The following is a 24860-nucleotide window of genomic DNA, read 5'->3' as shown; positions in this document are numbered from 1 at the left end:
TTTTAATTTTCGGTCTTTTGGGCGAATTCTAATTTACAGGGGGTAGACGGATGATTAAATCTTTTAAATTAATGGTTTTAATAGTTTTCAGTTTAATGGTATTGGCTGCATGCGGAGGAGGAGCAAACGATGCGTCTTCTGAAGAAGGTGGATCAGGATCCGGAAGTGGTGATGCGACCACGATTAATATGGGAACAACACAAACGGAAGACTCTGTTTTCGCGGCTGCTTTAAATAAATTCAAAGACGAAGTCGAAGCCAATACGGACAATGTAGAGGTGCATCTGCACTTTAACAGTGAGATGGGCGGAGAACGAGAGATGGTTGAGGCAGTTAACATCGGTACGCTAGAAGGTGTTTGGACTTCAACTGGAGTCATCGCCAACTTTGTTCCTGAAGTATCGGTAGTCGATTTACCATTTATTTTCGAAGATAAAGAGCATGCTCGTAGTGTGATGAATGGCCCCGTTGGTGAAGAATTGGCCGATAAATTAAGTGATCAAAACTTTAAGCTTCTTACATGGGGAGAAAATGGTTTCCGCCATATTACGAACAGTCAACATCCGATTGAAACACCTGAGGATTTAGAAGGGCTAAAGATCAGAACGATGGAAGTGAAATCTCACCAAGAAGCGTTTAATAAACTTGGAGCAGATGCAACGCCAATGGCATGGGGAGAAGTGTTTACATCCCTTCAACAGGGTGTGATCGATGGACAGGAAAACCCTACTTCTATCATTTATTCTTCAAAACTTAATGAAGTACAAGATTATGTATCTCTTACTGGGCACGTTTATTCTCCAACAGCCATGATGATCAATCAAGGTATTTGGAATGGACTATCTGAAGAAGACCAGCAGATTCTACTTGATGCAGCGAAAGCAGCACAAGAAGAAAATTATACGGTTGGTGATAAAAACGAAGAGAAATATATCGAGGAACTTAAAGAGGCTGGAATGAAGTTTAACGAAGTAGATAAGGCACCATTTAAGGAAGCTGTTCAACCAGTAGTGGACAAACACAAGAAAGATGTAGAAGACTTATACAACCAGATTGTTGAAAGTAACTAATGGTCTTGGCTATCAATGAAAGGGTAGAGCTTTTCTACCCTTTAGTAAGAAGGTGATGTATGCTATCTTTCGTTAAAATAATGGACCAGATTAATAAAGTCATCTTAATCATTATCGGATTATTGACAGGGGTCATGGCAGCCGTCATTATTGCACAGGTTTTTTCGAGATTTGTCTTGAGTACCTCATTATCATGGTCTGAAGAGCTAGCTAGATATTTATCGATTTATGCGGTATTTCTAGGTGCAGCTGTTGCGTTACGACATCAAGGGTTGATTTCGGTTGAAGTAATCCATGAATTTATTCCACAGGCATTATCAAAGTGGCTGAAAATCATCGTGAATCTCATCTGTATTGTTTTCTCTGTCGTGCTAATTTTTGTAGGGATGGAGATGATCGATAAAGTACAAATCCAGAATTCACCTGCCATGCAAATCCCGATGTCCATTCCATATGCATCAATTCCAATAGGTGCATTGTTAATGGCACTAAATGCAGTCGTCGTTGTAATCGAATTGTTCAAAGGGGGGAATCGAAATGGCTAGTTTGTTATTTGGTTCACTCCTAGTATTTTTCCTACTCGGCGTTCCGATTGCGATTGCGTTAGGATTAGCTTCGGCTGCTGCTGTATGGTGGACAGGGGATATTCCACTATTAATCTTGGTTCAGAGAGCGTTTACTTCAATTGACTCCTTTCCGTTAATGGCTGTGCCATTCTTTGTTCTAGCCGGTAAATTAATGGAGGTCGGAGGCATTTCTGAGAGATTAATAAGGTTTGCTAATACCTTAACGGGGCATTTTAAAGGCGGTCTTGGGATGGTCGCTGTTGTAACAGCCATGTTTTTCTCAGCGATCTCAGGTTCGAGTGCAGCAACAACAGCTGCAATCGGTGGAATCCTGATTCCAGCGATGATCAAAAAGGGCTACGATCGTAACTTTGCCGGATCCATTTCTGCCGTTTCAGGCGAACTGGGTGTCATTATTCCACCAAGTGTTCCTTTAATCGTTTTTGGTGTTGCGACTGGAACATCAATTGGCGATTTATTTATAGCCGGTATATTACCGGGGGTCTTAATAGCTGTTAGTTTACTAATACTCGTTTACTTTATTGCCGTACGCAGAGGTTATCCTAGTGACGAGAAAGCAACATTTAAAGAAAGATGGGACGGGTTCAAGAGTGCTGTGCTAGCCCTGTTGATGCCTGTGATCATACTTGGCGGAATTTATGGAGGCATCTTTACTCCAACGGAAGCTGCTGCGGTGGCTGTTGTTTACGCTTTTATTATCGGCGTTTTTGTTTATCGAAAAATTACGCCTAAAGTGCTGATGAAGGCATTAAGTGAAGCGGCTATTACAACATCAATCGTGATGAGCATTATTGCGTTTGCAGGTTTGTTTGGATTGATTCTTAGTCGAGAAGGAATTCCAGCGCAAGTCACCGATTTCTTCGTAGAACTCAGTAGTAATCCAATCGTATTCCTTCTATTAATTAACCTGTTGTTGATTATCGTTGGAATGTTTATGGAAACGAGCGCTTCTATTATTATCTTAGCTCCAATCCTAACACCAGTTGCGATTAGCATGGGAATTGACCCAGTCCACTTTGGAATTATCATGGTCGTGAACCTTGCGCTAGGTATGTGTACACCGCCAGTAGGGGTTAACTTATTTATCGCAGCTCAAATTGCAAATGTTAAGTTGGAAAAGCTCGCGAAAGCATTAATTTGGTTCTTTGTGGTTCTGATTATTGACTTATTATTGATCAGCTTTATTCCTCAGCTAACCATGCTGTTTCTATAAGAAATGACGTTGCGAGCCTGTGAATAGAAGAGGAGAGTTTCATGAAAATCGGATTAAGTACTTATGCTTTTTTCTGGCAATGGTCAGAGTTAGCTAATAAGAAGTTGTCTTTAAAAGAAATGATGAACGAAACAAAGAAGTATGGCGGCGATGTTTTTCAAATCTGTGATTATCCAGCGATCGAAGAAATGAATGATGAAGAGTTAGCTGACATTGCTTCCTATGCAAGGTCGCTCGGCCTCGAGCTCGAGCTTGGGACGCGAGGCATTCATCCGGCAATATTGAAAAGGTACCTTGCTCTTGCCAAAAAATTAAATGTTCCAATGCTGCGGTCAATGTATTTCAGTAAGGATTTCACACCTGCTAATCTTGATCAAGCTGTTCAGTGGATTGAAGAAGTGTTAGAAGACTTTCAACAAGCAGGGGTGACACTTGGGCTTGAAACGTATGAACAAATCAAAACAGATCAATTGGTTGATTTGATTAAACGAATTGATCAACCATACGTAGGAATATGTTTAGATCCAGCAAACACCGTCGCTTCGTTAGAACTTCCAAAAGACGTCATTGATAAAACCGCTTCATATGTAGTTAACCTTCACGTGAAGGATTTTGCTTTTACACGTAATCAGGGATGGGTTGGTTTCTATTATAGCGGTGCGCCGTTGGGAAAGGGTTTATTAGATTTCAACTATATGTATCGTACTGTTTTAAATAAGAGCAAGAAAGAATTTAATACGATTATTGAACTATGGGTTAATTTCGAGGAAACAATTGAAAAGACGATTCAAGTCGAAAAAGAGTGGATTGAAACAAGCATGGACTATGTGAGGAGGAATAGATAGTGAGTTTAACAGTTTCAGTAATTGGTGCAGGCGGAAAGATGGGAACAAGAGTCACAAATAACCTTACAAAACATAAAGAATACAACTTGTTGTTCTGTGAAAAATCCGACAATGGAATTCAGTCAATTCAGGAACGAGGATTTGAGGTCACAGATACAGCAGAAGCAGTGAAGCAAAGTGATGTCGTTATTCTTGCAGTTCCTGATGTGTTGTTAGGAAGAATCTCTCGAGACGTTGTTCCGATGATGAAAAACGGTGCAGTTCTTCTAACACTAGATCCTGCTGCTGCGTACGCAAATGAATTAGAATTGAAGAACGAGATCACTTATGTAGTTGCACACCCATGCCACCCTTCTGTATTTGTAGAAAAATTCACTAGGGAAGAGCATGAAGATGCATTCGGTGGCATTGCAGCAAAACAAGATATCGTGGCTGCATTATTCCATGGAGAAGAAGAGAAGTACAGTATTGGTGAGCAGGTTGCAATCGATATGTATGCGCCTGTTGAAACATGTCATCGTATTACAGTTGAACAAATGGCGATTCTAGAGCCGACAGCTGCAGAAGTAGTAGCATGTACAACAGCTGTTATCTTAAAAGAAACGCTAGATGAAGTAGTGAAAATGGGGATCCCAGAGCCCGCCGCAAGATCATTCCTCTTAGGACATATCCAAATTGGCTTAGCAGTAGCCTTCCGAGGAACAAACCCATTCTCAGATGCATGTCAAATTGCGATTGATTATGGTAAGGAAAAGATTTTCAGATCGGATTGGAAAGATGTATTTGAGAAGGAAGAGTTAGATAACGTGTTAAAGAAGATGCTCCAAACACAACAGGCATAATGGCCATTAATTATTTCGAGCAATGTACAGCTTCGTTTTCTGCTGTACATTGCTTTTTTAAAGCTTTTTTGCGAAAAGGAGTAGGATATGCAGATCTTTATTAGTGTTATGCTGCCGGTTTTACTTATATTTGGGTTCGGATATGGCATTCAAAAATGGAAAAGGTTAGATATCACCTCCATCTCCACGGTTGCCTTATATGTTTTAATTCCCTGTTTGGTTTTTAATACGATTTATAAAGCAAACTTGGATAAAACGTATGTTCAGATGGTTATTTTTTCATTCATTTTATTAGCAACACTCGTGCTTATTAATAAAGTTTATTCTCGTATCAAAAATCACACAGCCTCCATGGAGAATGGGTTGATTTTATCAACAGCTTTTATGAACGCTGGAAATTATGGTACTCCGATCATCCTTTTTGCATTTGGAGAAGAAGCGTTTGCCTTAGCGGTTATCTTTATGGTTCTCCAACAAATCATTATGAACTTTTTTGGAGTTTACTATGCTGCGAAAGGAAAAGAGGGAATCTTGGCGGCGATTAAATCAGTATTTGAAATGCCACCGACATATGCTTTATTCGCTGCTTTAGTATTAAACCTAAGCAATATCACGATAGGTGAAAACTTACTCTCTGTTATTGCGCTAGTAGGGGATGCTGCAATCCCACTTGTTATGGTCGTGTTAGGTATGCAGCTAGCTAACCTTAAGCTTAAGGAGTTTCAATGGTCTGAAATTTCATATGGAATTACAACGCGCATGATTCTTTCACCAATTGTTGCTTATGTGATCACCGTATTTATCATGGACGTAGACCCTTTGTTGAGAAAGGTCCTAATTGTTGCCAGTGCAATGCCTTCCGCTGCAACAATGGTATTATTCGCATTGCAATATAAGACAGAACCAAATTTGGTTTCAAGTATCACCCTGGTATCTACTGTAGTAAGTGTCTTTACTATAACGGTGCTTTTAAACGTCGTTCATTAAGGAGAGTGCATGATCGATTCTTAAGGAACTAAGTGAAGGGTTTTCGGAACTGCTTTCGTTTGTTTTTATTTACTTTCATAAACAGATTACATTGTGGTACTATGAAGTAATGATAATGTTAAGAAGGTGGTACTACGGTGAAGATGTTTATGGAAGAAAGACGGAATAAGATTCTTAAGCTGCTAGGAAACCAGCAAAGAATAACGGTTAAGGAATTGTCGAAAGAATTAGAGGTATCTGAGGCTACTCTAAGAAACGATTTAAAGGATATGGAAAAAGGCGGTTTCTTAAAGCGGACTCACGGTGGGGCTGTATTAAGTGATCTAGAGGATAACAAGGTTAACTTCTCAGTCAGAGAGAAAGTTAACAAAGCTGAAAAGCATTACATCAGTACGAAGGCAGAGCAATTAATTGAGGAAAATCAGTGCATCTTAATTGATGCGAGTTCGACTGGACTTGAGCTGGCGAGAAAAATTAAACATTTGCCAAAGCGCTTAACAATCGTAACGAATGGCATATATACGGCATTAGAACTTCGTGATAATCCAGACTTTATCGTCATTGTAATCGGAGGCGTCCTAAGAGCGGGTTCCAGTGCGTTAGAAAGTACAATCTCCGGAGATCTGTTAAACAAGATTAATATCGATACGATGTTTACTAGTGCTAGCGGCTTTGACTTCGAAAATGGCCTTACGGATTTTAACATGTATGAAGTCGAGTTGAAGAAAATGATGGTGAATGCGTCAAATCGTGTTGTTGCGCTCCTTGATCATACGAAGTTTAACAAGAAGTCTATTGCCTCATTCGCAGCTCTCCATGACATACACATGATTATTACAGATGATGATATTCCTAATGAGGATGTTGAGAAATTGAAAGAGTTCAATATTAAATATATGTAACTTTATTCTAATTAGAAAACGATAGAGATAAAAAGCTTTCATGTTGGTACGATTCCAACTGAGAGCTTTTTTTATTTTTTTCAACGAACGAATGTGAATAAATAAAAATAAATGAAAATAAATAAAAGGAAAGCGTAGATTTATTATATGAAATATAATAAAATGAAAGTAATCGAAAGTTAGATTTCCACTACAGCCTCTCATCAAGTTTTTAACCGAAATGAACAGTGTGGGTGTTTTGATTCATTGAAATAGAGTGACATCTAATCTGAAAATCTGGAGGGATTTTGATGGCTATTATGAATAACCAAAAGGTGAATGCGATTCAGCTCTTAACAGATGAATTTCTTCTCGTGACACAGAAAGCTGCCGTAGCTTGCTATCCGTGGATCGGGAGAGGAAATAAAATCGAATCCGACAGAGCCGCAACGGAAGCAATGCGGAATCAATTAAAAACGATTCCGATGAACGCCAAAATTGTAATTGGTGAAGGGGAAATGGATGAAGCACCGATGTTGTATATCGGGGAAGACGTAGGTACGGGATATGGTCCTGGAATTGATATAGCAGTCGATCCCGTTGAAGGGACAACATTGATGGCAACCGGTCAGGATCATTCATTAGTTGTTATTGCTGCAGCAGAAAAAGACAGCTTACTTCATGCTCCTGATATGTATATGGAAAAAATTGCGGTAGGTCCGAAAGCAAAAGGCTGTATCGATCTCAATGCTCCATTAACAGAAAATATGGTAGCAGTCGCAAGGGCATTAGGAAAAGATATGAGAGATCTAACAGTCATGATCCAGGATCGACCTCGCCATGAATACTTAATGAAACAAGTATTCGAGTCAGGAGCCCGAGTAAAGTTATTCTCCGACGTAGATATAACTGGTGCTATCTCAACAGCAATCGACCAGCAGAACGTCGACCTTTTAGTTGGGACTGGTGGAGCACCTGAAGGGGTTATAGCAGCGGTTGCGTTAAAATGCCTTGGCGGAGATTTTCAAGCGAGGCTCGTTCCTCAAAATCAAGGAGAGCTGGATCGTTGTATAAAAATGGGGATTACAAATCCAGAAAAAGCACTAAGACTGGATGATCTCGTCAAAACGGATAATTGCTTTTTTGTTGGAACAGGTATCACAAATGGTCATTTGTTAAAAGGTGTAGAGAAAAAAGAGAATGGAAAATTGGAGACACATTCACTCGTTTCATCCTTCAAGAATGAGATGAACATGCAATTTATTACAAGCGAAATGTAAGTTTGTTGTAGTGATACCGATCACTAGTTAAAAGACTTTAGCAGTTTACTAGATAATCACATAAAACAAAGACTATTAGGAGGAATGAAGATGATCGAATCACCCGTAACGATTGACCAGCTATCCATTCATACGATTAGAACTCTGTCGATCGATGCAATTGAACATGCAGGATCAGGACACCCTGGAATGCCGATGGGTGCCGCACCAATGGCGTATACCCTCTGGACAAAGTTTATGAATTATAATCCTAGTAACCCGAATTGGTTTAATCGTGATCGCTTTGTATTGTCTGCTGGCCATGGTTCTATGCTTCTCTATAGCTTGCTGCATTTAACTGGCTATGACGTTTCAATGAATGACTTGAAAGAATTCCGCCAGTGGGGCAGCAAGACGCCTGGACACCCTGAATATGGTCACACACCGGGTGTTGATGCAACAACAGGACCATTAGGACAAGGGATTGCGATGGCAGTCGGAATGGCGATGGCAGAAGAACACCTCTCAGCAACATATAATCGTGAAGCGTTTAATTTGATCGATCACTATACCTACAGCATTTGCGGAGACGGTGATTTGATGGAAGGTGTTTCAGCTGAAGCAGCTTCATTGGCAGGTCATCTTAAGTTAGGCAAACTGATTGTAATGTACGACTCAAACGACATTTCCCTTGATGGCGACCTTGATCGGTCATTTAGTGAAAGTGTAGAAGAACGCTTCAAGGCTTATAATTGGCAGGTCATCCGAGTGGAAGATGGAAATGATTTAGAAGCGATCGAGAATGCGATTACAGAAGCGAATACGAAACAACCGACGTTAATTGAAGTGAAAACAGTAATCGGATATGGTTCTCCCAACAAAAGCGGAAGTTCATCATCACATGGTGCGCCACTTGGGAAAGATGAAGTTCAATTAGTAAAAGAACATTACAAATGGACGTATGAGGAAGAGTTTTATATCCCGGAAGAAGTGCGCTCATTTTTTGCAGAGTTGAAAAAATCCCAGGAAGCAAAGGAAAAGTCTTGGAATGAAGTCTTTTCTAACTATGAAAAAGCTTATCCAGAGCTTGCAAACGAATTAAGGACCGCTATGAATGGTGAGCTTCCAGAGGGGTGGGATGCTGCTGTTCCTTCCTATAAAGTCGGTGAAGATACGGTGGCTACGCGCGCATCGAGTGGTGAAGCATTGAATGCGATTGCGAAACAGACTCCTCAGCTTTTTGGGGGTTCGGCAGACTTAGCTTCATCTAATAAGACACTTATTAAAGAAGAACCTGATTTTACTCATGCGAATTATCGTGGACGAAACATCTGGTTTGGCGTTCGTGAATTCGGTATGGGGGCAGCGCTCAATGGGATGGCTTTACACGGAGGAGTAAAAGTATTCGGAGCTACATTTTTTGTATTCTCAGACTATCTCCGTCCAGCGATCCGTCTATCAGCTTTAATGAAGCTGCCTGTTACGTATGTATTTACGCATGATAGCATTGCAGTCGGTGAAGATGGGCCGACTCATGAACCTATCGAACAGTTAGCGTCATTACGTGCATTGCCGGGACTTTGTACAATTAGACCAGCGGATGGAAATGAAACTACCGCAGCATGGAAGCTAGCTGTAGAAAGTAAGCATCAGCCAACAGCGCTCATTCTTACGAGACAGGGCTTACCTACGCTTGCTGCTAAGGAAAAGGCTTATGAAGGCGTGAAAAGAGGTGCATATGTGATTTCTGAAGGGAAAGGTGAAATCGCTGGTCTTTTACTAGCGTCTGGATCTGAAGTTGCATTAGCGGTTGAGGCTCAAAAAGTGTTGGCACAAGAGTCCATTCATGTTTCCGTTGTGAGTATGCCGTCCTGGGACCGTTTTGAAACGCAATCAAAAGAATATAAAGAAAGCGTTATTCCAAAGCATGTGCAGGCACGTCTTGGTATTGAGATGGGGGCTTCATTAGGGTGGAGTCACTATGTTGGTGACAACGGGTCCGTGCTAGCGATTGATCAATTTGGCGCATCCGCACCGGGAGACAGAATTATCGAAGAATATGGGTTCACAGTTGAAAAAGTTGTTGCTCAATTTAAAAAACTACTTTAAGGGTCACATTAGCATCCTGCTAATGGATTCTGAATTGAAGCCTAGTATGGAAGATTTCCATACTAGGCTTTTTTATTTATCACTGTTTCCCGTGACTTTTCATAGAAGAGCAAAGGGGTTTTCATATAAATGGTAAATTACTATATTTATAGTGGTTGTAAAATGGTGGGTGTTGGGTTGGGTACCAAACAGTGTGGCTGAGAAAAGGATCCATAGTGAAACGTAAATTCAAGTACTGAGAGAGGGGGTGCCACTCAAAGAGAAAAAGAGGGGAATAGGAAAGGTGCATTGAATGGAAGAGGTTGCGTACATTCTAATAGGGAGGGCTTAAAAGTGGGAGCAATTATAAGTTCGTGTGGAAGTTATCGATATGTTCTTGAACGACCTTCTGAAGTAGAACAGCCTCAATTCGGACCAGCGCTATTCATTATGTTAAATCCTTCAACCGCAGATGCAGAAAAAGATGACCCAACTATTAGACGGTGTAGAAGGTTTGGTAGAGATTGGGGGTATGCTGGAATAAAAGTTGCTAATTTATATGCACTGCGAGCGACAAAGCCAAAAGAGTTATGGGCTCACGATGATCCGATTGGGATTGAAAATGATCAGTACTTATTGAACCTATTACTAGAACACAAAAAAATCATTTGTGCTTGGGGAGTGAATGCAAGGAAGAAACGAGTAGACCACTTTATTCGGTTAGCACATCAAGTAGATGCTCGGTTATGGTGCCTCGGAACAACTAAAAGCGGAGCACCGAGACATCCACTCTACGTGAAACGCACGGAGCCTTTAAGGGAGTGGAGTCGTTTCTAATCCACCGTTAAGCTAATATCATTCTGATTTGTGTTCAAAGATAAAAAGGAGTTTATTATGAAACTACTATTCACACTTATTGTAGGGGTGCTGATCCTCTTGATCATTACCCCTATCATTATGCTACTTTTCGTAAAAAAGAAAAACGCATCCAAAACGAAAGAAGACTTCCTCACCTATATCGAGGAGTACAGAGATTATTGCTCAGTAACGTTACTAGAAAACAAGAATAAGCTCCTCACCTTCAATGAGAAGAAAGAAATGCCGCTAGCGAGCACCGTTAAGTTGATCTACCTAATCACCTTCGTTGAAGCGGTAAGAGAAAAGAAAGTGATGCTTGATGAGAAGGTTAAGGTAGAGGACCTTGACGTCCTCTATTTGGAGAATACGGATGGAGGAGCTCATCCAAAATGGAAGAAAGAGCATAGAATTGGAGATGAGGTTACCCTCTTCCAAATCGCACAGGGGATGATGCAGTTCAGCTCGAATGCGTGTACTGACTTTCTTTTTCATAAATTAGGTGCGGAGCGTATCAATCACACGCTTACGAAGTACGATCTCAATCCTCATTCACCGATCTATGCGATCAGTTCGGCGATGTTGATTCCTGCATATTTAAAGGTTGAGCATGGATGGAAGAAAGGGCAGATTGCCCAGGCAATGAAAGAGATGGAGCAGCATGAATTTGAAAACTTAGCCAATACGATGTTACATAACGTGTTGAACGAAAAGGCAGCACCTTATCTTAATGAATTATCGACCATCAGCGATTTGACCATTCAACGCGTTCTGATGGATAAACTGCCTTCTTCTACAACAGAGCAATACGCAACCTTCATGATGCGAGTAGGGGAATCGAATGATTTATCGATCGATGACAAGGAATTAATTGACCGCATCCTAGGAGGAGAAATCGAGAGCGGGAAGCGACGGTGGTTTAAGGGAGGATCCACGGCGTTTACGCTTACGTCAGCCATGTACCAACGTGATGCTGAAGACTCAGTCGCGCTTTCGGTGTTCGTTCAAGATGAGAAGCGGTACGAGTTGTTGTGGATTCGGAATGTCTTTCATGATTTTTTGAAGGCGATGGTGGAAGATCGTGCGTTTAGGGAGAAAGTAATTCATACATTAGGGAATAGGAACTAGGTGGTCTGGCATTATGCCGGACCATCTTTTTTTGCGATTGAAGTAGCTTTCATCTTACAAAACCTGCTGGTACTTGTAAAACAGGTAATGGAGGTGAAAGGTATAAAGAACTATTTTATCCTTGGAATCCATGAGACCTGCATTTTCGTTGGTGAGGTACATAGCTTTAATAGAGCTATGGTGGAAGGAGGAAGTGGTCGTTGAAAAAAACGCTCGTTGTTTTGCTTATTGTTGTACTAGTTGGAGTGGGAGGATTTGCGGTTGATCAGTTTTTATATGGTGAATCAGTACCTGTTGTGTCTGAGGTCGAGGAAAATGAGCGAGTGGAAAAGGAAGCGGAGGAAACATTAGAACCAGCTGCTGAAGAGAAGCCAAGTGACTTAACAGGTAAATGGACTCGAAATATTCTCCATTACACAGGGCATCTCAAGATAATAGAAGTGACAGAAGAGCGTTTTCGATTCTCGTTGAATGTCATCGCAGGAGCGAATGTTGGGGATATGGAGGGGGAGGCGACGATCTCAGGTGACAGTGCTACATTCAAACCGTCTGAAAGTGATTGTGAGCTTACGTTTCATTTTTCAGAGGATATCATCACGATTGAACAAAATGATGACTGTATGAGTTGGGGTGGGGTAGGAACCTTCTTCAACGGGGAGTATGAGCGAGGGGATGTAAAGATCGAGACAGATCTCATCGAGCAAGGCGTTCTCTCTGAAACAGAAGATCATCTTTTTAGAGAAGTTGTAGGGAATGACTATGAGCTTTACTTAAGTAATTTCAATATTTATTCGGAAGTGGAGGATAACGATGGGCTTGATACAAAAGTATTAACAGGCTTTGTGAGAGGAATCGCCGCTTCAAATGGTGGAATCATTATGATCAACGAGCATTATGTCTATGCTGCTGTGACGGACGACCATGTGACTCGTTATCATTCAAACGATCCAGAGTACAAAAAGAAGCTGCCGCTTACGATTTCGGAGTGGGTAGATGGAATGGTGTTGGATGAGGTTGTGATGGAGAATGAGTAGGAGCTAGATGGTGTTTGAAAGATAACCAAAAAGATGAGCCTTTAGGCATCGTGCCATTCAGGGCTCATCGGATTTTGTGAGTAGGAACCTTTTTAATGTTCACCATATTAACAAGATGTGTCTTTGCCAGCTTTCCATGTTTCAATTGTTTTCTTCAAAAAATCTTCAATACCACTGTCCTCTAATTTCACAGATTTTTTGATGCGTACACATCCCTTGCCATAGTCCAACCCGTTAAGGAGATGTTTGGCATTTTCGATTTTTTCTACATTGCCTACGTACACACTGACATAAGATTTTTGTGCGTTTAAGTGAAATAAGTTGAATGACTCATCTCCGTAACAAAGCATTTTGTATTGGATACCTTCGTTAAGTTCAGGGCCGTTCTGTAGTATGAACTGTCTAATCTTCAGCAGCTTGTCTTTTCTCCAATCATCTTCCAGCGCTTCAAAATATTCTTCTGGTGTATCAACCTCATATTGCAATGATAATCCCCCATTTCAGTAGCGTTTCTTTTATGAATACATGTATGTGACTTAGGTTGTTATTCTCTATTCTACCTAAAAGATTTATAGAAGTCTCGTGCTCACATTCGTTTTCTTTGGTGTGGATCAGGTGTGTGTTTAAGGAAGTTCTATTTCATTATTAGTAGAAAAGCGAAGGAATCTTAAAGCCGATGGTGGAAGATGTGAAACGAATTATCGTTTCAATCGTATACAAGGTAAATCAACGAATTAAAGGTGGGGTACTTTGGATACTGCTTCTTGGATTGCGGTTGGCTTTGTTCTCTTTCTGGCGTTTAGGAGTTTTGTGAAGAAGAAGAAGTAGGTTTTGTATTTCATATTAGTTCGTATATAGCAGGTAATGGGGGATGATGAAGAAGTAGAGCTATGAGAAGCAGTTTTCTAGTTTACTCTAAGATCGTCCATCGGGCTATCCTTCTTTAGAGTAATCCTACCATTCAATTTTGTGCAAACGGTTGCTTAACTGCTGTGCTTTGGTATATACTGTGAAAGTATAATTTTCCAGTGAAGGTAAATGATAGAGTAATTGCACACAGTCGGTCGAATCATGTGGAACAAGGCTTATTTTTTTGATTGTAATGCAAGCGATTGCACAAGTTATTAGATAAACACATTTTGTTTTCGCAGCTGTTCGTGCACGTACAGGAGGGAATCATGCTAGAAGAAACAGTAGAACAAACCAATGAGCAACGCTATCAAAAGGAATTACCATTCCTCCCGATCACGACGATCTGGTTGATCAGTTTCGGGTTTCTAGGAGTACAGATGGCATTTTCACTGCAAAGTGCCAACATGGGACGGATCTTCCAGACGATCGGGGCAGATCCTCATAATTTAGGAATCTTCTTTATCTTACCACCTTTGGCAGGGTTAATCGTCCAACCGTTAGTCGGATACTTCTCAGATCGAACCTGGATGCCAAGGCTCGGTCGTCGCATTCCTTATTTACTAGTTGGAGCGGTTGTTGCGGTAATCGTCATGTGTCTGTTGCCGAACTCTGGTAGTTTCGGGTTCAGCGCCGTAACGGCGATGACGTTTGGTGCGATTGCGATTCTGTTTATGGACCTCTCGTCCAACATGGCGATGCAGCCGTTTAAGATGATGGTTGGTGACATGGTCAACAAGGAACAAAAAGGCTTTGCGTATTCGATTCAAAGTTTCCTATCGAACAGTGGGGCAGTGTTAGCAAGTATTTTTCCATTTGCTTTGACCCTTCTCGGTGTCTCGAATAGTGCACCAAAAGGCGTTGTGCCACAATCAGTTGTGATTTCGTTTTATGCAGGTGCTGTCGTATTAATCGTTTGTAGTCTGATCACAGTCATTAAAGTGAGAGAGTACAATCCAGATGAGTTTGCGTTGTATCATGGGATTACGAAAGAGTCGACGAAGGAAAAGGTGAATCTATTTAAATTACTTGGAAGCGCCCCAAAAGTGTTCTGGACGGTAACGCTCGTTCAACTGTTCTGCTGGATGGGCTTTCAGTATTTGTGGACATATGGAACAGGAGCGATTGCGCTGAACGTATGGAACACGAGTGATCCGTCTAGCGTCGCTTATCAAGATGCAGGAAACTGGTTTGGAATTATGACAGCGGTTCAATCGATCGGTGCTGTGATTTGGTCACTCGTACTGTCACGTATGCCAAACGACAAGAGGAAGCCATTATATGCGCTTAGCTTGTTGCTAGGTGGTATTGGATTCGGATCTGTTTTCTTCATTCACAGCCAGTGGGCGTTAGTTCTTTCATTCACGTTGATCGGAATTGCGTGGGCAGCGATGATGACGTTCCCGTTCACGATCTTAACGAACGCGTTGAAGGGAAACAATATGGGGACATATCTTGGACTATTTAACGGAAGCATCTGCTTGCCGCAGATCATCGCGTCACTGTTAAGCTTCGTTCTATTCCCATTGATCGGATCATCGATGCCGTTCATGATTTTGATCTCAGGTGTATTGCTTGTGATCGGAGCATTGTCTGTACCGACGATTAAAGAAACGTATGCGAAGTAAGGGCTAGCGGTCTAATCGCGTTCGCCTTATAAAAGAAAAGCTTCCTGTTGTGGACTTCCACCGCAACAGGAAGCTTTTTTATTTTGAGGGAGAAAGAGTTCCTATTTAGGAACACGACTCTTACCCTTTTGCAATTAATGGTAATATAGAAGAATAATAGATAAAGAGAAGGAGGGTCACATGAGGAGAACAATCAAACTAACGGCCATCGCTGTCTCAAGCATCCTATCACTCTTTCTGTTGCTGGTCTTCGCAGCGGTTATCCTTTTAGATCATTTTCTAGAATATAAAGCAGATGAGCCTGTTTCTTATTCTCAGGCTGTACAAACGGTCTTAACGTTTAACTTCGAGGGAGAGTCAGAGAAGGAAGCAAAGAGCACGAAAGAAAGCATGACGTATGGTAATGTGACGGTTTATGTGGATGAAAAAGATCTAGATTTGTTCCCAGTAATGAAGGAAACGCTTGATAAAGCGAAATCTTTAAATGAGCAGCTATTAGGTGAAATTAAGGAAAGAAATGTCGACCTCATACTGTTTAGTGACAAAGAAGAATTTGATAAAATGAGCGATCTAGAAAATGTGAGTGGGTTTTATCATACTTTCGCATTACTTATAGGAGTACGAGTCGATAATAAAGAGGAAATCTTAAAGGAGAAGGAAGGACCCCTTTATTTCTTTGAAAGGTCAGTTCTTCACGAATACTCGCATTATGCATTAGACAGAAAAGTAGAAGTGACTGGATATGGGCTTAATTCCTATCCCTTATGGTTTCAAGAAGGGCTAGCAGAGTATATAGCAAACGAAGGGACAAATGTAGAGCCCTGGAACTTCAGTCTTGTTGCATTTGATGAGCTCCGGACTCACGAACAGTGGCGGGATGCGAGACTCCGCAAAATGACAGACGTATACAGGCAGAGCTACTACGCCGTTTCGCATTTGATAGAAGAGAAGGGTGAAGGCGTGATAAACGAGATCATTGAAGCGACGGGTGAATCGGGTGATTTTGAGAGTAGTTTCATAGACGTAACGGGATTAACGTATGAAGAGTTAGATGAAGAGGTGGGGGAGCGGATGAACAAGTCGAAGCTCCGTAGATAAAAGGGCTTTTACTAGTTTCTAGTAAGAGCTCCTTTTTTCGTTATTGACCAAGTGCCAGGCACCTGTCGTACAAAGCAAAAAGAACCGCAACCACAAAGCCGCGAATCTTTTCCTTCGCTGTTTTGATGTCATACAAAGGTCACTCTTTTTATTAAACTTGTAAAATTTGTAGGGAAATTCTACTTGAAAATAAAGGGACGGCGACTAGCACATATGAACCAACTTTTATTTTTTGTCGTGGGAGTATAGAACAATGATAGAAAGGTGTGCTAGATTTAAGTCGCGCATCAACAATGGAAAGAAGAACCAACTATACATAGAGGAAAATATTTAAAAGGTTACTCGTCATATTCTGTCTCATTTTTTGCATGATACGAAACGATTACGATCTCCTTCACCTGAAAAGTGAACTGGGATAGTAGTACATAAAAATCAAAAAACAGGAGGCTCTACCATGCTTAAGAAGTCGTTTATGATTGTTGTTACATTGGTTCTGTTGTTTGCTGGGTTTCAATTTGGTCTGCCGTCAGCTCATGCATTTCCTCCAGGTACACCGTCTAAGTCTGAAGCTCAGTCTCAGTTGAATTCACTCACTGTGCAGTCCGAAGGCTCGATGTCAGGCTATTCGCGCGATAAATTTCCACACTGGATTGGGCAAGGGAACGGGTGTGATACTCGGCAGCTGGTGTTACAACGTGATGCAGATTACTACAGCGGAGATTGTCCTGTTACGTCCGGTAAGTGGTATAGCTACTTTGAAGGTGTGACGGTGTATGATCCGTCTGACCTCGATATCGATCACATGGTTCCGATGGCAGAGGCGTGGCGTTCAGGGGCAAGCAGTTGGAGTACACAGAAGCGTGAAGATTTTGCAAACGACCTTAGTGGTCCTCACCTTATTGAAGTGACAGCAAGCAGCAACCGCTCAAAGGGTGACCAAGATCCGTCTACATGGAAGCCAACGCGCTACGCTGCACATTGCGGGTATGCAAAATGGTGGATCAATACGAAGTATGTGTATGATTTAACTCTTCAGTCGTCAGAGAAGTCTGCTCTTCAAAGCATGGTTAATACGTGTAGCTACTAAGTAGATTAGTTGATCATCTTATAGTTAAGTACCTACGATGTTCAGAAGGGAGTTTCGCTTATGGATCAGAAGTCGTCAATCTTCACTGCAACGCATGGTGTGATGACTGAAGAAGTCGGTGTGATTAGCGGAGAACTTGAGCTGCGCACGTCGTGTGATGGAGAAGGACATGTTACCCTTGCCATTACATATGTAGGTGCAGAAGAGTGGTATTCGCTCCCTGGTAACGAGTATCGCCTGCACGATGTGCGTGATCATAAAGTCATTCACCGCATGCTCGTTTCAGTGTTAGAGCGTCCTTGAAATTAGATAAGTGCCAGGTACCAAGCCAAAGAAGGATAGTCCACAGGGCTATCCTTCTTAATCTTTTCAATTCCGGTTCTGTAGATTCACACCTTGTTTCTACGTCAAGAACGATAGTATGAATCAAAAAGAAGGGAGCTCTAAATTCTAGAGCTCCCTTCGTATGTTCTAAGTTAATCTTTGTTTTTTTAATTATACTGATGTTCTTTTCGATTACTTTCCTCATGACGGATGGTAGCCTGTGCAGCTGCAAGTCTCGCAGATGGGACGCGGAAAGGTGAGCAGCTTACATAATCCAGTCCAAGCTTGAAGCAGAAAGCGATCGATTCTTTCTCGCCGCCATGCTCTCCACAGATCCCTGTTTTCAAGGTTGGTTTTGTTTGTCTGCCGAGCTTCACGCCACTTTCGACTAGTTTACCAACACCTTCTTGATCCAATGAGACGAATGGATTCTTCGGTAGGATGTCGTTGTCCACATAGTGTTGGAGGAACTTGCCTTCGGCGTCATCGCGACTGAAACCATACGTTGTTTGCGTGAGATCGTTCGTTCCAAAAGAGAAGAAGTCTGCTTCTTCTGCAACTTGGTCAGCTGTTAGGGCAGCACGAGGGGTTTCGATCATCGTTCCAACAAGGTAGTCGAATTCTTGACCTGTTTCCTCCTGCAGCTTATTTCCAATGTTGAGCACGAGTTGACGCATCTCTTTTAGTTCGTTTACATGACTGACGAGTGGAATCATGATTTCAGGCTTCACGCTGATTCCTTTTTTCATTACGTTCGACATCGCATTGAATATCGCGATGATTTGCATTTCATAGATTTCAGGATGAATCATTCCTAAACGACAGCCACGGTGTCCGAGCATCGGATTTGATTCTTCTAATACTTTTACTTTTCTTAGCAGATTTTGTTTCTCTTGTAGCTCGGTTGAGTCTGGATCGGTTAGTTGAAGCTTTGTCACCGCAACGAGAAGCTCATCTTTGTCTGGTAAAAACTCGTGTAGTGGTGGATCTAGTAACCGTACTGTGATGGGATGACCCTGCATCGTTTCAAAGATTCCCTCGAAATCCTCTTGCTGCATAGGAAGAAGTTTCTCAAGCGCATCCTTACGTTCTTCAATCGTTTCTGAAAGAATCATATTTCTTACTGTAGGAATGCGCGACGCATCCATAAACATGTGCTCTGTACGGCAAAGGCCGATTCCTTTTGCACCGAAGTCCAGTGCTTTCTTTGCATCGACTGGATTATCTGCATTGGCTCTTACGTGCATCGTTGCTTCTTCATCTGCCCAGCGAAGCAGCATAAGGAAATCATCGGATAGCTCAGGTTCGATCATCGGAATGTCACCGAGGAAGATGTGACCAGTTGAACCATCGATCGTAATGGTATCACCTTCATGAACCGTTGTTGCTCCTACCATGAATTGTTTTGCCTCTAGGTTAATCTTCAATGAATCACACCCACAAATACAGGCTTTTCCCATGCCTCTGGCGACAACGGCTGCGTGGCTCGTCATGCCACCTCGGCTCGTAACGGTTGCCTCGGAAGCCACGATGCCGTGAATGTCATCAGGTGTTGTTTCAGGACGAACGAGGATGACTTTTTCTCTATTCTTTGCGCGTACCTCGGCTTCATCCGCATCAAAGACGACGGTTCCTGTTGCTGCGCCTGGGGAAGCAGGCAAACCAGACGTTAACACGCTGCTCTTATGGTCAGGGTCGAGTCTGTGATGCAGAAGTTGACTAAGCTGATCAGGATCGACACGGAGGAGGGCCGTTCGCTCATCCATAATCTTTTCTTTTACCATCTCAACCGCGATTCGAATCGCTGCCTGAGCCGTTCGTTTCCCTGTGCGTGTTTGGAGGATAAACAGTTTCCCATTTTCCACCGTGAACTCGATATCCTGCATATCTTTGTAATGGTTTTCTAATAGATTACACGTCTCGACAAATTGTTGAAACACATCAGGCATCTCATCTTTTAGCGTGGAAATTGGTTGAGGCGTACGGATTCCTGCAACAACGTCCTCGCCTTGTGCGTTGATTAAGTATTCTCCGTAAAGCTTCGACTCACCAGTTGATGGGTTGCGTGTGAAGGCGACTCCTGTACCCGAATCTTCTCCCATATTACCGAATACCATGCTTTGAATATTCACAGCCGTTCCAAGATGACCCGGTATATCGTTCAGGCGGCGATACAGAATGGCACGCTGATTGTTCCATGAATCAAATACGGCATCGATCGTAAAGAAAAGCTGTTCCTTTGGATCCTGTGGGAAGGGTTGTTTCGCTTCTTTACGCACGATGGATTTGTATTCTTCGATGACGACTTTCCAATCGTCGGCTGATAGCTCTGTATCAGATGTGTAGCCTTTACTTTCCCTGTAGTCTTCTAAATGGTGTTCAAAGTGGTAGTGAGCGACATCTAACACAACACTGCTGAACATTTGAATAAATCTACGGTAGGAATCATAGGCGAAACGAGGGTTGTTCGTTAGTTCAGCCATCCCTTTTACAGTATCATCGTTCATTCCAAGGTTAAGAACAGTGTCCATCATGCCTGGCATGGAATGAACAGCTCCTGATCGTACTGATACAAGAAGCGGGTTATTTGGATTTCCAAATTGTTTGTCCGTTTTGTTTTCAAGTTTCGTTAGGGCTTCTAATACTTGAGCTTTGACTTCAGGCGAAAGGGCTTTTCCAGCATCGTAATAGTCTTTACAGGCATCGGTCGAAATCGTGAAACCGTACGGCACGGGCAACCCGATGCGCGTCATTTCTGCTAGATTCGCTCCTTTACCACCAAGTAGTTCCTTGCCGCCGTTTTTCGAATGATCAAATAGGAATACAAATTTGTTGTCCATTAGATTAAGCTCTCCCTTTTTTGAATGATGGATAAAATAATATCAGCTGTCTCTTCAATCGCTTTATTTGAAACATCGATCACAGGACATCCGATTCGTTTCATAATGTTTTCAGCACTGGTCATTTCATCAAAAATTCGTTCGAGTGACGCATAATTAGCTGAGTTCGTTAGCCCAAGACTCTTCAATCGTTCTTTTCGAATTTCGTATAGTTTCTCAGGTGAAATCATGAGCCCGATGCATTTTTTCCTCGGTACGTTAAACAGTTCTTCTGGAGGTGGGACTTCTGGGATGAGCGGGATGTTCGCGACCTTATACTGCTTGTTGGCCAAATACATCGAGAGAGGGGTTTTGGATGTTCTCGATACCCCAACGAGAACGATGTCTGCATTCTTTAATCCCCAGACTTCCTGCCCATCATCGTATTTCACCGCAAACTCAATCGCTTCCACCCGTTTAAAATAGTTCTCATCGAGCTTCCGCATTTGCCCTGGTTGACGCTGAGGCTGCATATTAAACTTCTGAGTGAATGCGTCTAAGAGAGGCTGCATTAAATCGACCGCAATCACATCTTCCGCTTGAGCGCTTTCGTCTAGATAGTGTTTTAAGTCTTCCAAAACGATGGTGTACGCAATGATGGAATGATTGTACTTCGCAACAGTAACAACATTGTTAATATCCTGTTTGTCCTCAACGTAAGAAAAGTGCTTAATATCGACTTCCTGCCCGAAAAACTGTGTTGCCACAGCTTTTACTAGGATTTCAGCTGTTTCTCCGACTGAATCTGATACGACATAGACCGTCTCTTTATTCGTCACAATCAAACTCCTTCTCTACTAAAATTAAGCGCTATGTAGCGACAAAATAGCTTAAAATTCAACAATATAACACACTAATCATTAATGTTCGCTTAATGTGATGTACTAATTAATTTATAGTATAACACTATTGGTGATTTTGTGTACCTAAAAAGGTAGGAAGTTTTCTATGATGTAAAAGCATCACCTATTAGGATTCGCTTCGACAAGATTTAAGTGATAATTGAATGATAGTGTTTCAGAGGTATAGTTGATTTATGAGTGCCTTGTTTTTTTACTATTGAAGATATTTGTTAATTTATTTAAATAATAGTTGAACATTATTAATAAATGTTTTAACATTATTGATGAAGGGGGGATGGTTTTGAAAAGAGAAGAAGTACCTGAGTGGATTCTTGCTTTAGATAAAGAATCAGTTGAATTTATTAGGAAGTTCACCTTGAACTCTGGTTCCTTGAAAGAAGTTGCTAAGGTTTATGGAGTATCTTATCCTACAGTTAGATCAAAGCTAGACAAGCTAATAAAGAAGATTGAGCTTAATAGCACTAAGGAAGATGTAGAGTTCATTAATATGATTAAAAACTTAGTAATTGACGAACAAATCAGTTTAGATGTAGCAAAAATTATAATTGATAAATATAAAAACGAGAGGAATGGGAATTTATGATATTAGGATGGACGATTGCAATTTTGATTATCTTGGGTCAATTCTATTTATCCAGAAGAGCAAATGCCTATTGGGGAATTATTATTCCTATTGCTTATGTAATCTACTTTGGATGGACCTTTATCAATACTTCCGAAAAAGTAAATTCCTTTTCAGAAGTGTTAGCTGTGGTTGTAGGTTTAGTCTTTTTGTTTAGTATTTGGATAAACGGTAGAGAATCAGTTAAATCGAAAAGAAAAAAAGAGTTAGATAAAATAGAGTTACATAATATTTAAAAATGATAGAGAACCTTACTTGTATCAACTAAACAAAACGTTGACATAGAAAGGAATAATGTCTTAATAAAAACGCCACAATCTGATCCTTTACGGTTAAAGATGTGGCTTATTTTATACATAAACCTATTCGAACCTTTATTAAACACATATTCTTATGCACATTGCGGAAAGAAAATTCGACAGGTACCAGGCACCTAAAAAAAGATAGCGCTCGCTGCGCTATCCTTTCTTCATTTTCCTAATGTGTCTCACGATCTCTTCATAATCTTCATCGGTAAGCTTAGGATACTCATCAATCTTATGCTGTACATACTCAAGTTCCGCTGGCAGCACTTTCTTACGCTTCGTAATCATCGAAGCGACGGTCCCTGTTACGATACCGATCAATGAGATCCCGACAAGCATGTAGAAGATCGCGATGATTCGACCGATTCCAGTGATAGGGTAGAGGTCACCATACCCTACAGTCGTAGTCGTCACGATGACCCACCATAGGGCGTCGCCGTAGTGCTCGAATTCTGGTTCTAACCAGACCATCGGCAAGGAGGCGATGAACATCGATGCGATGAGAAGGATGATGTATCTGTCTACGTTTAATCGACTGAATACTTCATTTAAGGACGACTTTCGTTTCTTGATGATCGCTAGTAAGCGGAGAACACGAAAGAGCCTGATCAAACGTGCGGACTGGAAGATCTCGCCGAGTGGGATGATCGCGATTAATTCGAGTACATTGCTTTTGATGAAGGCTCCTTTATTGTCGCTTACGAAAAGCCGTGTAAAGTAGTCGATCACGAAGATTCCCCAGACGAACCAGTCTAAGCTGTAGTTCGTATCGACGATGATGGAATAGACCACTAGGGAAGCAAGTGTGACTTCATAGATGATATGTAATCTTCCGACATTGTTTTCACTGATGTAGCGTTTAAAGAAATTGATCAGAGAGATCACCTCACAAGTCGTTATGTTCGTTGATAGAGAGCTTTAGGTGAGGCACGCTAGTAATCAAAATTTAGGTGATTGATTAACCACCAAAGAAAAAGTCTAAAATGTTTCCAGCTTTCGAGGCGTCTTTTGAATAGAATTCAGAGTAACCACAGTTTTTGCAGAAAACGACTAGAAACTTATTGTTTTGTACATCAAGAAATTTGGCCAGTCCTGCTCCGGTCATCGCCAATTCTTTCTTCCCAGCGTCTGTGCTTCCGCATTTGATACAGCCTTTTTCACTCATCGTTAACAGCTCCTTTTTCATCATTTTATGTTCTTAATAGGCATCAGAAAAACCGCTATTCTAGGTTTATTTTAACATGAAGTTTGGTTATGGAAGAATCCTACAGAATAATGATAAATCTCTCAATCGACTTTGTTAGATCAATCTGACGTTTAGTGAATGTCAGCGAACCTCTTACAGAATTCTTTCTAACCCCGCCTTTTACTTTATGGAAGAAGTGTTTTACAATTAACCTATTACAAAATTCAAAATCTTTCAACGAAAATGTGTAGGATGAATCTATTGTTCATCATTCTTCGCTTCACATTTGTAAACGATTTCAGTTTTGGGTTATAAGGTAACGATAGAGGACGTGAGGTGAGAAATGGTGCTAAATGAGAAGTATGAGAGATTGAGAGAAATCCTTAAAGAGATGGGGAGCGTTGTGATTGCGTTCTCTGGTGGTGTTGATAGTACGTTTCTATTGAAAGTAGCTGTTGATGTGCTAGGAAAAGAGAATGTTCTTGCGGTGACGGCTGATTCTGAGACGTATCCGAGTAGCGAGTTAGAAGAGGCAAAGGAGCTAGCTTTGTTGATCGGGGCTCATCATCAGGTGATCGAGACATCGGAGCTTGCGATTCCTGGGTATACGCAGAATGATGAGAATCGGTGCTACTTCTGTAAGAATGGCCTTTTCGAAGAAGTTCTTCCAATTATGAGGGAGAAGGGGTTTGAGAATGTTGTTTATGGACTGATCGCAGATGACATGAGTGAGCATCGTCCAGGCGTGCGAGCTGCGAAGGAGAATGATGTTCGGGGACCTCTTCAGGAAGCGAACTTATACAAAGATGAGATTCGTACGCTTTCGAAGGAGCTGAACCTTCCGACGTGGGAGAAGCCATCGTTCGCGTGTTTGTCTTCTCGCATTGCGTACGGAGAAGAAATTACGCAGGAGAAGTTAACGAAGGTTGATCGATCAGAGTTTTATTTGAAGAGTCTAGGTGTTCGACAGGTTCGGGTTCGGACTCATGGCGATATGGCAAGGATCGAAGTGGAGCCAAACGATATGCAGCTCGTGTTGGACAATCACCGTAGTATTTCTAAGAACTTACAGGCGTTCGGCTATCAATACGTGACGATCGACCTTGAAGGCTACAAGAGTGGCAGTATGAACAAAGTGTTAGCAGGTAGTTCGACCGAATAAGGAAGCGA

General features: G+C 41.5%; 24 protein-coding genes. 19 read left to right on the top strand and 5 right to left on the bottom strand.

The window, feature by feature from the left end; genetic code table 11:
* Nucleotides 1-50: 50 nt before the first annotated feature.
* From SJY16_RS14920 to SJY16_RS14865, 12 genes are all read left to right on the top strand, one after another.
* Entirely contained in the window at nucleotides 51-1070 is a 1020-nt protein-coding gene (locus tag SJY16_RS14920; RefSeq protein WP_377890375.1) for a TRAP transporter substrate-binding protein, read from the top strand.
* Between the two features lie 59 nt (nucleotides 1071-1129).
* The gene (locus tag SJY16_RS14915; protein WP_377890373.1) at nucleotides 1130-1615 is read left to right on the top strand and encodes a TRAP transporter small permease; all 486 of its coding nucleotides are present in this window, start codon (nucleotides 1130-1132) and stop codon (nucleotides 1613-1615) included.
* On the top strand, nucleotides 1608-2870 hold the full coding sequence (locus SJY16_RS14910; protein WP_377890371.1) for a TRAP transporter large permease: 1263 nt from the start codon (nucleotides 1608-1610) through the stop codon (nucleotides 2868-2870). Before SJY16_RS14915 ends, SJY16_RS14910 begins: the two co-directional genes overlap by 8 nt.
* Before the next feature lie 41 nt (nucleotides 2871-2911).
* Entirely contained in the window at nucleotides 2912-3715 is an 804-nt protein-coding gene (locus SJY16_RS14905) for a sugar phosphate isomerase/epimerase family protein (RefSeq protein ID WP_377890370.1), read from the top strand.
* The gene (locus tag SJY16_RS14900; RefSeq protein WP_377890369.1) at nucleotides 3715-4557 is read left to right on the top strand and encodes a phosphogluconate dehydrogenase C-terminal domain-containing protein; all 843 of its coding nucleotides are present in this window, start codon (nucleotides 3715-3717) and stop codon (nucleotides 4555-4557) included. Before SJY16_RS14905 ends, SJY16_RS14900 begins: the two co-directional genes overlap by 1 nt.
* An 87-nt stretch (nucleotides 4558-4644) precedes the next feature.
* Nucleotides 4645-5544, top strand: coding sequence for an AEC family transporter (locus SJY16_RS14895; RefSeq protein ID WP_377890367.1), 900 nt, complete (start codon nucleotides 4645-4647; stop codon nucleotides 5542-5544).
* A 143-nt stretch (nucleotides 5545-5687) separates the two neighbouring features.
* Entirely contained in the window at nucleotides 5688-6446 is a 759-nt protein-coding gene (locus tag SJY16_RS14890; RefSeq protein ID WP_377892271.1) for a DeoR/GlpR family DNA-binding transcription regulator, read from the top strand.
* 290 nt (nucleotides 6447-6736) lie between these two features.
* Entirely contained in the window at nucleotides 6737-7705 is a 969-nt protein-coding gene (glpX, locus tag SJY16_RS14885; RefSeq protein WP_377890365.1) for a class II fructose-bisphosphatase, read from the top strand.
* A gap of 90 nt (nucleotides 7706-7795) precedes the next feature.
* On the top strand, nucleotides 7796-9793 hold the full coding sequence (gene tkt / locus SJY16_RS14880) for a transketolase (protein WP_377890363.1): 1998 nt from the start codon (nucleotides 7796-7798) through the stop codon (nucleotides 9791-9793).
* Between the two features lie 333 nt (nucleotides 9794-10126).
* Nucleotides 10127-10609 (top strand): DUF1643 domain-containing protein, encoded by a 483-nt coding sequence (locus SJY16_RS14875; RefSeq protein WP_377890362.1) that lies wholly within the window; start codon nucleotides 10127-10129, stop codon nucleotides 10607-10609.
* 57 nt (nucleotides 10610-10666) lie between these two features.
* Nucleotides 10667-11755, top strand: coding sequence for a serine hydrolase (locus SJY16_RS14870; RefSeq protein WP_377890360.1), 1089 nt, complete (start codon nucleotides 10667-10669; stop codon nucleotides 11753-11755).
* Nucleotides 11756-11955: 200 nt separating this feature from the next.
* Complete coding sequence (locus SJY16_RS14865) at nucleotides 11956-12789, top strand: hypothetical protein (protein ID WP_377890358.1); 834 nt, start codon at nucleotides 11956-11958, stop codon at nucleotides 12787-12789.
* Between the two features lie 107 nt (nucleotides 12790-12896).
* Here the strand turns inward: SJY16_RS14865 and SJY16_RS14860 are convergent, their stop codons facing one another.
* A complete protein-coding gene (locus SJY16_RS14860) occupies nucleotides 12897-13274 on the bottom strand; it encodes an iron chaperone (protein ID WP_377890356.1) in 378 nt (125 codons plus the stop codon).
* A gap of 693 nt (nucleotides 13275-13967) precedes the next feature.
* Here SJY16_RS14860 and SJY16_RS14855 point away from each other — a divergent pair.
* The 4 genes from SJY16_RS14855 to SJY16_RS14840 all read left to right on the top strand — a co-directional run bounded on the left by SJY16_RS14855 (nucleotide 13968) and on the right by SJY16_RS14840 (nucleotide 17814).
* Nucleotides 13968-15326: an SLC45 family MFS transporter gene (locus SJY16_RS14855; protein ID WP_377890354.1), complete on the top strand. Its 1359-nt coding sequence runs from the start codon at nucleotides 13968-13970 to the stop codon at nucleotides 15324-15326.
* Nucleotides 15327-15506: 180 nt separating this feature from the next.
* Nucleotides 15507-16424, top strand: coding sequence for a collagenase (locus SJY16_RS14850; protein WP_377890352.1), 918 nt, complete (start codon nucleotides 15507-15509; stop codon nucleotides 16422-16424).
* Nucleotides 16425-16878: 454 nt separating this feature from the next.
* On the top strand, nucleotides 16879-17511 hold the full coding sequence (locus tag SJY16_RS14845) for a GmrSD restriction endonuclease domain-containing protein (protein ID WP_377890351.1): 633 nt from the start codon (nucleotides 16879-16881) through the stop codon (nucleotides 17509-17511).
* A 60-nt stretch (nucleotides 17512-17571) separates the two neighbouring features.
* Nucleotides 17572-17814, top strand: coding sequence for a hypothetical protein (locus SJY16_RS14840; protein ID WP_377890349.1), 243 nt, complete (start codon nucleotides 17572-17574; stop codon nucleotides 17812-17814).
* A gap of 188 nt (nucleotides 17815-18002) precedes the next feature.
* Here the strand turns inward: SJY16_RS14840 and ppdK are convergent, their stop codons facing one another.
* Complete coding sequence (ppdK, locus tag SJY16_RS14835; protein WP_377890347.1) at nucleotides 18003-20675, bottom strand: pyruvate, phosphate dikinase; 2673 nt, start codon at nucleotides 20673-20675, stop codon at nucleotides 18003-18005.
* Complete coding sequence (locus tag SJY16_RS14830; protein WP_377890345.1) at nucleotides 20675-21493, bottom strand: pyruvate, water dikinase regulatory protein; 819 nt, start codon at nucleotides 21491-21493, stop codon at nucleotides 20675-20677. Before SJY16_RS14830 ends, ppdK begins: the two co-directional genes overlap by 1 nt.
* A 364-nt stretch (nucleotides 21494-21857) precedes the next feature.
* Between SJY16_RS14830 and SJY16_RS14825 the strand changes: the two genes are divergently transcribed.
* A complete protein-coding gene (locus tag SJY16_RS14825) occupies nucleotides 21858-22160 on the top strand; it encodes a DUF2089 family protein (RefSeq protein ID WP_377890344.1) in 303 nt (100 codons plus the stop codon).
* Nucleotides 22157-22435, top strand: a complete 279-nt coding sequence (locus tag SJY16_RS14820) for a hypothetical protein (protein ID WP_377890342.1) — start codon at nucleotides 22157-22159, stop codon at nucleotides 22433-22435. The genes SJY16_RS14825 and SJY16_RS14820 overlap by 4 nt, the downstream gene beginning before the upstream one ends.
* Nucleotides 22436-22657: 222 nt before the next feature.
* Here the strand turns inward: SJY16_RS14820 and SJY16_RS14815 are convergent, their stop codons facing one another.
* On the bottom strand, nucleotides 22658-23389 hold the full coding sequence (locus tag SJY16_RS14815) for a potassium channel family protein (RefSeq protein WP_377890340.1): 732 nt from the start codon (nucleotides 23387-23389) through the stop codon (nucleotides 22658-22660).
* 73 nt (nucleotides 23390-23462) lie between these two features.
* Nucleotides 23463-23669 (bottom strand): zinc ribbon domain-containing protein, encoded by a 207-nt coding sequence (locus tag SJY16_RS14810; RefSeq protein WP_377890338.1) that lies wholly within the window; start codon nucleotides 23667-23669, stop codon nucleotides 23463-23465.
* A 364-nt stretch (nucleotides 23670-24033) separates the two neighbouring features.
* Between SJY16_RS14810 and larE the strand changes: the two genes are divergently transcribed.
* The gene (larE, locus tag SJY16_RS14805; RefSeq protein ID WP_377890337.1) at nucleotides 24034-24852 is read left to right on the top strand and encodes an ATP-dependent sacrificial sulfur transferase LarE; all 819 of its coding nucleotides are present in this window, start codon (nucleotides 24034-24036) and stop codon (nucleotides 24850-24852) included.
* The last annotated feature ends 8 nt before the right edge of the window (nucleotides 24853-24860 follow it).

The sequence above is a fragment of the Alkalihalobacillus sp. R86527 genome (assembly GCF_042466185.1).
In the GTDB taxonomy this organism is placed as follows: domain Bacteria; phylum Bacillota; class Bacilli; order Bacillales; family Guptibacillaceae; genus Guptibacillus.
This window is presented reverse-complemented; position numbering and strand designations above follow the sequence as displayed.

Coding starts and splice junctions, on each gene's coding strand:
- SJY16_RS14920 (WP_377890375.1), top strand. CDS start 51: ATGATTAAATCTTTTAAATTAATGGTTTTAATAGTTTTCAGTTTAATG.
- SJY16_RS14915 (WP_377890373.1), top strand. CDS start 1,130: ATGCTATCTTTCGTTAAAATAATGGACCAGATTAATAAAGTCATCTTA.
- SJY16_RS14910 (WP_377890371.1), top strand. CDS start 1,608: ATGGCTAGTTTGTTATTTGGTTCACTCCTAGTATTTTTCCTACTCGGC.
- SJY16_RS14905 (WP_377890370.1), top strand. CDS start 2,912: ATGAAAATCGGATTAAGTACTTATGCTTTTTTCTGGCAATGGTCAGAG.
- SJY16_RS14895 (WP_377890367.1), top strand. CDS start 4,645: ATGCAGATCTTTATTAGTGTTATGCTGCCGGTTTTACTTATATTTGGG.
- SJY16_RS14890 (WP_377892271.1), top strand. CDS start 5,688: ATGTTTATGGAAGAAAGACGGAATAAGATTCTTAAGCTGCTAGGAAAC.
- glpX (WP_377890365.1), top strand. CDS start 6,737: ATGGCTATTATGAATAACCAAAAGGTGAATGCGATTCAGCTCTTAACA.
- tkt (WP_377890363.1), top strand. CDS start 7,796: ATGATCGAATCACCCGTAACGATTGACCAGCTATCCATTCATACGATT.
- SJY16_RS14870 (WP_377890360.1), top strand. CDS start 10,667: ATGAAACTACTATTCACACTTATTGTAGGGGTGCTGATCCTCTTGATC.
- SJY16_RS14855 (WP_377890354.1), top strand. CDS start 13,968: ATGCTAGAAGAAACAGTAGAACAAACCAATGAGCAACGCTATCAAAAG.
- SJY16_RS14850 (WP_377890352.1), top strand. CDS start 15,507: ATGAGGAGAACAATCAAACTAACGGCCATCGCTGTCTCAAGCATCCTA.
- SJY16_RS14845 (WP_377890351.1), top strand. CDS start 16,879: ATGCTTAAGAAGTCGTTTATGATTGTTGTTACATTGGTTCTGTTGTTT.
- SJY16_RS14840 (WP_377890349.1), top strand. CDS start 17,572: ATGGATCAGAAGTCGTCAATCTTCACTGCAACGCATGGTGTGATGACT.
- ppdK (WP_377890347.1), bottom strand. CDS start 20,675: ATGGACAACAAATTTGTATTCCTATTTGATCATTCGAAAAACGGCGGC.
- SJY16_RS14820 (WP_377890342.1), top strand. CDS start 22,157: ATGATATTAGGATGGACGATTGCAATTTTGATTATCTTGGGTCAATTC.
- SJY16_RS14810 (WP_377890338.1), bottom strand. CDS start 23,669: ATGAGTGAAAAAGGCTGTATCAAATGCGGAAGCACAGACGCTGGGAAG.
- larE (WP_377890337.1), top strand. CDS start 24,034: ATGGTGCTAAATGAGAAGTATGAGAGATTGAGAGAAATCCTTAAAGAG.